3 protein-coding genes are annotated in these 11,636 nt (G+C 61.3%); 2 read left to right on the plus strand and 1 reads right to left on the minus strand.

The features are described from left to right. The first annotated feature begins 40 nt into the window (after window positions 1-40). Entirely contained in the window at window positions 41-8,266 is an 8,226-nt protein-coding gene (locus tag KBY85_RS06610; RefSeq protein ID WP_396121819.1) for a choice-of-anchor I domain-containing protein, read from the plus strand. Window positions 8,267-8,373: 107 nt separating this feature from the next. Next, window positions 8,374-11,058, plus strand: a complete 2,685-nt coding sequence (locus KBY85_RS06615) for a DUF4114 domain-containing protein (RefSeq protein WP_254960736.1) — start codon at window positions 8,374-8,376, stop codon at window positions 11,056-11,058. 148 nt (window positions 11,059-11,206) lie between these two features. Here the strand turns inward: KBY85_RS06615 and KBY85_RS06620 are convergent. Continuing rightward, the coding region (locus KBY85_RS06620; RefSeq protein ID WP_254960738.1) for a TVP38/TMEM64 family protein at window positions 11,207-11,636 on the minus strand (430 nt) is incomplete at its 5' end.

Consider the following 11,636-nt stretch of genomic DNA (forward strand, 5'->3'; position numbering starts at 1 on the left):
TCAAAGGTTGGCAAGGTTGTGGAATCTGATTCAACTCAGCGTGGCACTAGTCTTCAATCTTCTTGACCCGGCGGCAGTTGCAGTTGAGGGTGTTCTCTCTCTCGCAAGCTTTGGAGCGAATGCGGAAATCTCCGCTTACAGCTCTAAGTCTGGCTACCTATACACAGTGGGTGGCGGATCTGGTGCCCTTGTAGTCAGCGATCTGCGCAATCCGGCCAGCCCTGTAGCTGTGGCTCGCGGCACCTCCGACGTCGTTGGTGAAACCTTCCAGAGTGTGGCGGTTTTCGGCAATCTGCTCGCCGTTGCTGTCCAGAACGTAGTCAAGACAGATCCTGGCTTTGTTCAGTTCTACGACCTGACCAATCCCTCGCTTCCGACCCTGCTCAGCACCCTCACCGTGGGCGCCCTGCCCGACCAAGTGAAGTTCAGTGCCGACGGCCGCAAGCTGCTGGTCACCAATGAGGGTGAGCCCAATACCGCATACACCATCGATCCGGTCGGTTCGATCTCCGTGATCGATACCGCGGCCTATCTGCTGGCAGTTCCTGCGGCTCCGGCCCAGGTGAATGTACAGACGATCGACTTCAGTGCCTGGAACAACCGCAAGGCTGAACTGATCAACCGCGGCATCCGCATCACGGGGAAAGCGGGGGTCACCACCACGCTGGCCCAAGACATCGAGCCCGAAGCGATCGCGATCGCGGCCGATGGCAAAACGGCATATGTGTCGCTGCAGGAAAACAATGGGATCGCCGTCCTAGACATCAGCACGGCAACGCCAAAGATCACTTCGATCTTCTCGGCAGGCATCCAAGATTGGGATCGCGGCACTGCTAGCGCCAAGAATTACTCCTATACCCTCTCCTACGCACCGGGGAACGAAAACCTCCCCAGCGGCGCTCAGGCTGGCGGGCTCTCCGGCCTGTTCTTTGCTGGCACCGAAACGGTCGGCACCGCAACGCTCGACATCTATTACTCGGTGACGGACCGTGGCCCAAACGGGGCGCTGGTTGCCGGCAAACGACAGTTTCTCGATCCCGACTTCCAGCCCACCATCTACAAGCTGGGCATGGATCGCGCCACTGGCGCCGTGAGCGAGCTGGGCAAGATCGGCCTCAAACGTGCCGACGGCACTCCGCTGACCGGCCTGCCGCAGCTGCAGGGCAAGGACGATATCCCCATCGATACGGCCAACCAGAACCTCGCCTACGACGCCTTCGGCATCGATTCGGAAACCGTCTCAATCTTCACCGCCAGCTTCGGTGGGGTATCGCGGAAGGTTTTCGCCGTCGGCGATGAATACCGCGGCCAAATTGGCATCTTTGATTTCAGTACGGGCAATCTGATCCAGCGCTATATCCCCTCCGGCCAGAAAGCTCTGCTTCAGGCTCAGCACGGCAGTGTGATCGGCGCTGAAACAATCGACAGCCTGCCCGCCATCTATGGCAACCGCTGGAGCAACCGCGGCATCGAAGGCATGGCCTTCAACAGCAAGGACGGCCTGCTGTATGCGTTCATGCAGAGCCCCTTCGATATCGACAGCAATAACGATGGTGTTGCAGCCGAGCGCAGTCCTTCGCAACTCACCCGCATCCTGGCGATCGATCCCGCCACCGGCACCCCGGTCAAGGAGCATCTCTACCTGCTGAGCGGCCGCCCCGGTCAGGACAAGATTGGCGACGTTACCTACGACGCTGTCCGCAACGTGTTCCTGGTGATGGAGCGCGACAGCAGCCGCGCCCTGAACGGCTTCAAGAGCGTGTACGAGGTGGATCTGCGCGGTGCCACCAATACCCTGCCCCTCACCCTCGGCAGCCAGGTGAGCGAGGCCGCCCTTCCCTCCCAGACGTTCATGGTCGGAACGGAAGGCCGCGCCGTATTCCGCGAAGTCATTGATGCCGGCGAACAGGGCAACAACGGCTATCGCTTCAACGGCATCCCCGATGGCATTGGCGTTACCGACAACGGTGATGGCACCCTGCGGGTGCTGGTGACCCATGAACTTCGCGAAACCGCCGGCGATGTGCGGGCCCATGGCTCCAAGGGCGCCTATGTGTCGGATCTCACGATCGACAAAGCCACCCTTGCCGTGATCAGCGGCAAGGACTTCCTCGCCTCTGCAAACGATCTCTTCCTCGCCAGCGCCGACGGCACCACCTGGACCAGTGGCACCACCACCGCGTTTAACCGCTTCTGCTCAGCAGACCTAGCCGCAGCCACCGCCTTCCGCAACGGCACCAACGGCTACGCCGGTCGCATCTTCCTCTCCGGCGAAGAGGCCGGAGCTGAAGGCCGTGCTTTTGCCCACGTGCTCGACGGCACTGATGCTGGCAAGGTGTATGAGGTGGCAAGCCTCGGCAACCTCTCGTTCGAGAACGTTGTTGCCAACCCCATTGCCCAGGACAAAACCGTCGTCGTCAGCCTCGATGACACCAGCACCAACGGCCAGGTCTACGTCTACGTCGGCAACAAGGCCACCACTGGCAACGCCGTCCAGCAGGCCGGCCTCGCCGGTGGCATTACCTACGGCGTCCGCGTCAACTCCACTGGCACCACCAACACCGAGGTGGGCGACCTGGCCAGCCCCAATGCCACCGGTCTCGGCCTGAATGGCAGCGGCGTCGGCACCTTTGAACTCGTCAACCTCGGCGATGTGAAGGCCAAGACCGGCGCCGAGCTCAACACCGAAAGCATTGCTGCTGGTGTCACCAACTGGCTGCGGCCAGAAGATGGCGCCTGGAGCAAAGACGGCAAATCCTTCTACTTCGTCACCACCGCCACCAGCACAAGCGCCAGCCGCCTCTGGGCCCTGGAGTTCACCAATCCCGCCAATCCTGAGCTGGGCGGCACCGTGAAGATGCTGCTCAACGGCAGCGAAGGCCAGGTCATGCTCGACAACATGACCGTGGCCGATGACGGCTCGATCCTGCTGCAGGAAGACCCCGGCAATAATGCACGCCTCGCCAAGATCTGGCGTTACAACCCTTCCACCGACACCCTGGTCGAGCTGGCCCAGCACAATCCGGCTCTGTTCACAGGCGCTGGAGCGATCACCCAGGACGAAGAGTCTTCCGGCATCGTTGATATCTCCTCCTTCCTCACTGGCGTCAGCGGTTACGACACCACCAAGTACAGCTACTTCCTGATCGCTGATCAGATCCACAAAGCAGTCACCACTCCCACCAGCCAGGTGGAAATCGGCGAGCTCAGCGTCATGGCCACTGCCAAGGCCGATGCCAAGCAGCAGATCGTTCCAGAAACGGCCCTGCCAACGCAAACGTTCCTGGTTGGTACAGAAGGTCGCGCCGTATTCCGCGAAGTCATTGATGCCGGCGAACAGGGCAACAACGGCTATCGCTTCAACGGCATCCCCGATGGCATTGGCGTTACCGACAACGGTGATGGCACCCTGCGGGTGCTGGTGACCCATGAACTTCGCGAAACCGCCGGCGATGTGCGGGCCCATGGCTCCAAGGGCGCCTATGTGTCGGATCTCACGATCGACAAAGCCACCCTTGCCGTGATCAGCGGCAAGGACTTCCTCGCCTCTGCAAACGATCTCTTCCTCGCCAGCGCCGACGGCACCACCTGGACCAGTGGCACCACCACCGCGTTTAACCGCTTCTGCTCAGCAGACCTAGCCGCAGCCACCGCCTTCCGCAACGGCACCAACGGCTACGCCGGTCGCATCTTCCTCTCCGGCGAAGAGGCCGGAGCTGAAGGCCGTGCTTTTGCCCACGTGCTCGACGGCACTGATGCTGGCAAGGTGTATGAGGTGGCAAGCCTCGGCAACCTCTCGTTCGAGAACGTTGTTGCCAACCCCATTGCCCAGGACAAAACCGTCGTCGTCAGCCTCGATGACACCAGCACCAACGGCCAGGTCTACGTCTACGTCGGCAACAAGGCCACCACTGGCAACGCCGTCCAGCAGGCCGGCCTCGCCGGTGGCATTACCTACGGCGTCCGCGTCAACTCCACTGGCACCACCAACACCGAGGTGGGCGACCTGGCCAGCCCCAATGCCACCGGTCTCGGCCTGAATGGCAGCGGCGTCGGCACCTTTGAACTCGTCAACCTCGGCGATGTGAAGGCCAAGACCGGCGCCGAGCTCAACACCGAAAGCATTGCTGCTGGTGTCACCAACTGGCTGCGGCCAGAAGATGGCGCCTGGAGCAAAGACGGCAAATCCTTCTACTTCGTCACCACCGCCACCAGCACAAGCGCCAGCCGCCTCTGGGCCCTGGAGTTCACCAATCCCGCCAATCCTGAGCTGGGCGGCACCGTGAAGATGCTGCTCAACGGCAGCGAAGGCCAGGTCATGCTCGACAACATGACCGTGGCCGATGACGGCTCGATCCTGCTGCAGGAAGACCCCGGCAATAATGCACGCCTCGCCAAGATCTGGCGTTACAACCCTTCCACCGACACCCTGGTCGAGCTGGCCCAGCACAATCCGGCTCTGTTCACAGGCGCTGGAGCGATCACCCAGGACGAAGAGTCTTCCGGCATCGTTGATATCTCCTCCTTCCTCACTGGCGTCAGCGGTTACGACACCACCAAGTACAGCTACTTCCTGATCGCTGATCAGATCCACAAAGCAGTCACCACTCCCACCAGCCAGGTGGAAATCGGCGAGCTCAGCGTCATGGTGACCGCTAAGGCTTCACCCGCCGGCACAGCCACATGGGCTGACGCCATTGGCGTAGCCAGCCCAGAGCTGCTCGACAACAGCCTTACCTTGGTGAATGGCGTCTATTCCGCCTCCAGCGCTGACCGCCTGGCAGCCGCCGGCATAACGCTGGTGAACAAAGTGGAGTTGTTCAACCTGCCTTCGGTGGGTGGAAGCCTGGCCTACGACAAACCCGAAGGCCTCACCCTGCGCGACGACGGCTCGGTCGTCATCAACTACGACAACGACTTCGGCACCGAAGGAGCTAACGGCAACGCCTTCACTGTGGTGAGCTTCAGCAATCCAGCAGTGGATACCGAAGACAATGCGAATGGAGGATATACCCCTGCCACGAACCGCGATGTCTACGGCCTTGTAATGCCCGATGGCCTAGCCACCATCGTCTACAACGGTGAAAATTTCATTCTCGCCGCTGGCGAAGGCGACGACAGGAACGATTTTCTCAATCCCGACGAAACCAGCCGCGTTTCAGCCCTTCTTACCGCGGCAGCTAGCGCAACCACCGAACAGAAAGCGGGTCTGGTTGCTGCCAATGCCCAAAGGCTCAACATCCTCACCAACACCGGCGATCTCGATCGCGACGGCATCATCGACCAGGCCTATGTGACCGGTTCCCGCTCCCTGAGAATCTTCGATTCCAAAGGAAATGTTGCCTGGGATTCGGGAGTTGCCCTCGAGGATCTCGCCAATGCTCGTGGTCTCTATCCGGTCAACGATCGTGAAGATGCCAAGGGTGTCGAGCCCGAAATGGTGGAGGTGTTCACCATCAACGGCAGCACCTACGCCTTCGTGGCCCTGGAGCGCACCACGACCAGCATGGCGGCGATCTTTGATGTTTCGAATCCCTATGCCGCAGTGGCCGTGGATCCGATGATCTTCCCCGGTGCCCAGCGGATTGAGGGGATCACCTTCCTCACCACCGCCACCAACGCCGCCCGCAGCGTGATTGCCTCCAGTGAGGGCAACGATGTGGTGTCGGTGGTGGACTTCCCGATCCCCTATCGCCTGCAACTTCTGCACCTCGCCGATGGGGAAGCCGGCCTGCTGGCGTCCCAGACGGCGCCTTACCTCGCAGGCCTTGTTGATGGATTTGACAACACCTATGCCAACACCCTGATCCTGGCCGGTGGCGACAACTTCATCCCAGGCCCCTTCCTGAACGGCGGCACAGACATCAGCGTGCGCGATGAGCTCAATGCCGTAACCGGCTCCACCATCACCGGCAACCTTCCAATCGCTGCGGTGGACATCGCCATCCACAACCTGATCGGTGTGGAAGCTTCCACGATCGGCAACCATGAGTTTGACCTGGGCTCGCGGGTATTCCGGGACAGCTTCACACCAGGCTCAGGCTGGGTGGGGGCCCAATTCCCCTACATGTCAGCCAACCTCGATTTCAGCGGCGATGCGGATCTGAACCCGCGGTTCACCAACACCACCGCCACGGCGGGTCTTGAGGAAGCCTCTGCCCAGAAGGGCAAGATCGTGCCCTCGGCCGTGGTTACCAAAAACGGCGAGAAGATCGGCCTGGTGGCTGCCACCACCCAGATCCTCGAAAAGATCAGCTCCACCGGTGGGGTGGAAGTGAAGGGTTTCAACGGCGATGGCTCAGAGATCGACGACATGGCCCTGCTGGCCAGCCAGCTGCAGCCGGTGATCGACGACCTGATCTCCCAAGGGGTCAACAAGGTGATCCTGATGGCCCACCTACAGCAGCTCGGCAACGAGAAGGCCCTGGCTCCGCTGCTGCGCGGTGTGGACATCATCCTGGCTGGGGGCTCCAACACGCGCCTAGGAGACAGCAACGATCAGGCTGTCGCCTTCCCTGGCCATGCTGGCAACTTCGCCGACACCTATCCGCTAGTTGCAACCGGTGCTGATGGCGGCAAGACGCTGATCGTGAATACCGATAACGAGTACACCTATCTCGGCCGATTGGTGGTGGATTTCGATGCTCAGGGCCGCATCATCCCTTCCAGCATTGATCCTCTGGTGAGCGGTGCGTATGCCGCCACCGCCGCCAATGTGGCAAAGGCCTGGAACGTGACCGAAGCCGAGCTTGCCACCACCGCCTTTGCGGACGGCACCAAGGCCGAGAACGTGCAAGATCTCACCGATGCCGTACAGGCCGTGATCGCCAGTAAAGATGGCGAGGTGTGGGGCTATTCCGATGTCTACCTCGAAGGTGAGCGGGCCTTCGTGCGCTCAGAGGAAACCAACCTCGGTGATCTCACCGCTGACGCCAACCTCTCCTACGCGCAGAGCATCGACCGATCGGTTGTGATCTCCCTCAAGAACGGTGGCGGCATCCGCTCCCAGATCGGCTCGGTCGATGTGGTGAGCGGGGCCAAGGAACCCACCCTCCCCAATCCCTCAGCCAATAAGCCTGAGGGCGGTGTGTCCACCCTCGATATCGAGAACTCGCTGCGGTTCAACAACAGCCTCTCCCTGGTGACCGTGAGCGCCAGCAAGCTCAAGGAATTGCTCGAGCACGGCATTGCCCTGTACCCCAACCAGGGACGCTTCCCCCAGGTGGGCGGCCTGGCCTTCAGCTTCGATCTCACCAAGCCGGCCGGCAGCCGCATCCTCAACCTGGCCGTTCAGGACAGCCAGGGCAATGACCTGGATGTGGTGGTTCGAGCCGGCGCCCTAGTGGGTGATGCAACCCGCACGTTCCGGATGGTGACGCTCAACTTCCTTGCTAGCGGTGGCGACAGCTATCCATTCCCCACCGATGCTGCTGCCAACCGCGTTGACCTCTTCAATCCCACCGCAGCCCTCACCGGTGCAGCGAAATTCAGTGGCGATGGCACCGAACAGGATGCCCTGGCTGAGTATCTGAAGGCAAATCACGCCACGGCCAGCAAGGCTTACAACCAACCCGAAACAGCCGCGGCTCAGGATCTGCGGCTGCAGAACCTGGCGGTGCGCACGGATGAGGTGATTGATGTGAAGCTCGGTACAACCGGAGCCGATGACACATTCAGTTCCGATGCCATCAAGCTTCAGGGCTTCGACGGCAAAGGAGATGTGCTGTTCACCGGCGCCGGCGCAGACAGCGTGGACATTGAAATCCTTGCTGGTTCTGCAAACACAATCTTCACTGGCTCCGGCGCCGACATCATCTACGCCGGTAGCCGCGATGTGATCACCGGCGGCGGCGACGCTGATCAGATCTGGGCCACCGGCGGCAATGGCAACCGCCTCAGCGGCAATGGCGGCGACGACGACTTCGTCATCGGCACCATGGGCAACCGCGCCCTTGGCGGCGAAGGCAACGACAAGTTCGACATCCTTGATGGTGCCGGCACCAACTACCTCAACGGTGGTGCTGGCTCCGACCAGTTCTGGCTGATTAGCGCACCTGGTGATAAGCCTGGTGCTAAGCAGTTCGTGATGGACTTCAAGGCCGGTGAAGACTTGGTGGGCTTGCGGGGAGTTGCCTTCGCTGACCTCAGCTTCACCCAGGTGGGTACCGACACTCTCTTGAGTGTTACTGGCACAGCCGTTGGCCACTTCACCAACGTGAGCGCCGCCAGCCTCAACAACCAGACCAACTTCGCTGGTCTGGCCTGATCGCACCCGCAATTGGTCCCCTCAGCTGAGGGGACCGGCTTTTTTGTCTCCACTCAGGAGATAACGAAGCATTTATTTGCCCATCCGACCGTTGAATACTCAGGACCATGGCAGTCTCTTCGAGCGGCAACAACGAGCCCGCATCAACGCCGAAGATCACCTGGCAGCCTGACTGGAGCGAACTGGATCTGGTGTTCGGCCTGGCGGTCGACACCGCCGGCGACCAGACCCTGCTCGACCCTGCCGATTTCGGAACCCTGCCTCGGGCCGGCGTTCAGCTGGCCGATGTAGCGGTTCTGGGTTCGGACGCTGGCGACCGTATCTTCGCCGGGGTCGGTTCACTGATCGATGGCTCTGGCGGCGACGACACGCTCTTCAACACCGACAGCCAAGGCGAGAACGGGCTGGTAGGAGGGATCGGCGCCGACCTGCTGTTCCTGCGCCCGGTTAATGATCGGATCATCGGCGGTCAACTCTTATCCGGCGCCGGGACCTTCGGCCTCTCCCCCTTCACGGCCTTGGTGGACCGTGAGCGCGACAACTTCCTGATCGATTCGTCTAATCCAGGCAGTACCGGCTCCCTACAGATTCTTGACTACGAGCCAGGTATCGACGAACTGCTGATCGACGGGGTGGCCCCCTCAGGCGAGTGGGCCGAAGTGAAAGCGCTGCTGCGAGGTCTCAATGTGTCAATCAACTCCGCACCGGAGCTGAAAGCCGGACCCGTCATCCTCGAGCTCGGGAGTGGGACTGAGATCACCAGTGATCTCAGTATCTATGGCACCGATCTTGATGGCGAGACTCTGCAGCTGCTGAAAGTAAAGGGCCCCGAATGGATCACCACCTCGGGTACCACCCTCAGGGCCACCGCTCCGCTTGATCTCACCGCAGAGCAGCTGGCCAGCATCGACCTGCAACTGGCCTTCAGTGACGGCAAAGCCGCCGCGGTGTTCTCTCCCCAGCTGATCCTGATCAACGTTGCGCCCACCGCGCTGAGTCTGGCCAACATCACCCCATCCCTGGCCGAAAACACCAGCACCGCCAGCCGCATCAAGGTCGCTGACATCGTCATCGCCGATGACAACCTCGGCACCAATGTGATCAGCCTCTCCGGCCCCGATGCCGCCAGCTTCGAGGTGGTCGGCGCCGCCCTGTTCCTCAAGGCCGGCATTGCTCTGAACTTCGAGGCCAAAACCTCATACGCCCTCACGGTCCGTGTCGTCGATCCGGCACTGGCTGGTAGCACTCCCCTCAGTGCTAATTACTCGCTGGCCATCACCGATATCAATGAGGTGCCCGGAATCAATACCGTCAGCACCATCGTTTCGGTCACCCTTCCCAACGGCGATGTCAGACCGATCACGGTCAGCATCAACAACGCCGATCTCGTTGCAGGCACCAACCTCTCGGTCATCAGCAACCTCGGCATCAACGCTTCTGGCCTCACCTCGCTGGCTGAGCTCGGGATCACTCGCAATGGAACAGGGCTTGATTTCCAGCTAAGGGTCGATCGAGGCACCAGTGCCTCCGTCAATGCCCTTCTCGAACTGGCGGCGGCAGACCTCCTGCCCCAGCTCACCAATCCCTCCGGTGCCCGGCGAGCGGATCGCAAGCTCCTCTTTTACGCCGTCAACAGCGCTGGAGCCATCTCGCCCCTCACCTACGACCCGATCACCGGCGCCGGCGCACGTTTCCTCGACTTCAACAACGACGGCACCGCTGATTCCTTGGCACTCAGCCTCATTGACGGCGGCTATGGCGACAAAGATCGACTAGCCAATGGGTTCATCGATGATCCCTCTGTCGCCGGTTTCGTCGACCTCACCAATCTTCGGTTCTCCAACGCCGGCTCCGGCACCGTCACCATCGGCGATCCCACCAATGCCGCACCCGCATCCGTAAGCCTCCGTGCCGCACTCTCCAGTCGCGCCAGTAGCTCCAACGAGATTGGCTATGTGGTGATCAACGCCTCAGAAGTCCCTAACTCTGCTGCCCTGCTTGCTGATCTCACCTGGCTGCGCGGCCGTGCTCGCACCCTGTTTTCCAGTCTGGAGAGCACAGATGTCACCCTCCCAGCCGGCAGCTCCTTCGATCGGGACATCCAACTGATCAACGGCCAGAGCATCCGCTTCTTCGAGGTTCAAGACGCGAGCATTGACCAACTCACCAGCCTGGCCGACAGCCGTTTCAGCCTGTTCACGTCCGGGGACTTCGCCAACGGCCAGGTTGCCTTCAGCTCTACCAGCGGCGTACGTTTCTCCCTCAACCTGCTGCCAAACGATCCAGGCCTCAATGCCCTGATCAGCCAGGCCCAGGGGCAGGCACCCGTTTTAGATCTCAGCGCCTTCACCGCCGCCCAGAGACTCAGCGGCACAGTGGCTTTTGGCCGCGAAGCCGATTTCAATTCCGTCGCTGGCTTCTACCGCACCCTCGATGCCGCAGGCACCGTGCTTGGGGCCGACTCCATCACCCGCTTCAGGCCCGGTGACAGCGGCTACAGCGCCGCCGCCCTGCGCACGGACAACCTCATCGGCCAGCTCGGCAATCTCACCGTTGCCGATAACCAGAGCACCAGCCGCAGCTTCAGCGGCGTCACGGGCGGTACCTTCCTGGCACCATTCGCGCAGGTGAATGGCAATACCTTCTTTGCATTCGGCGGGGCCAACACCGATGGCCTCAGCCACTTCCGTTCGCTTGGCAACAACCTATTCGGCCTTGAAGATATTGTCGGCGGCGGTGATAAAGATTACGACGATATGGTGATCGGATTTAACTTTTCTAATGTTGCTTAATATGGGCGAATCTGTTATTCCCTAAGGTCGGCCGTGAGGGCCTTACCGCGCCGGACCGCAGCACATGGGCTGTGGTCCGGAGAGCATCTAATGCTCACCCTCCACCAATACACCTTCGATTTACTCGAGCAAGCCGGCTTCGGCTAGATCACGCGTCACGATTACCCAGCGCCCGCTGCGCCGCCTTGCCAGCCAACCAAACGCTGGCGACGGTGGCCAGCAGGCCGCCTATGCGCAGGGCCCAGGTGCCGGCATCGGCCTCGCCGGAGAGCACTTCGCCGAAGCGGGCCACATCACCGGCCAAGGCGCCCAGGCCGCAAAACAGGATCGTGCCGGGCAGGATGCCGATCAAGCCAATGGAGTAGTCGCGCAGGCTCACCTCGCTAAGGCCATAGGCGAAATTGAGCAGGGAGAAGGGAAAGGCCGGCGAGAGGCGGGTGAGCAGCACCAGCTTCAGCCCCTCCCGGCTCACCGCCTGCTCGATCGCCAGGAGCTTCGGCACCACCGCCAGCCGCCGGCGGGCCCAATTGCGCATCCAGGTGCGACCGAGCAGGAAAGCGGCCTCGGCCCCCAGGCAG

Source organism: Cyanobium sp. BA5m-10, from assembly GCF_024346255.1.
Lineage (GTDB): Bacteria > Cyanobacteriota > Cyanobacteriia > PCC-6307 > Cyanobiaceae > Cyanobium_A > Cyanobium_A usitatum.

What these genes read in the sequence shown, in the direction of transcription:
- KBY85_RS06615 (WP_254960736.1), top strand. Translation starts at nt 8,374, where the DNA reads ATGGCAGTCTCTTCGAGCGGCAACAACGAGCCCGCATCAACGCCGAAG.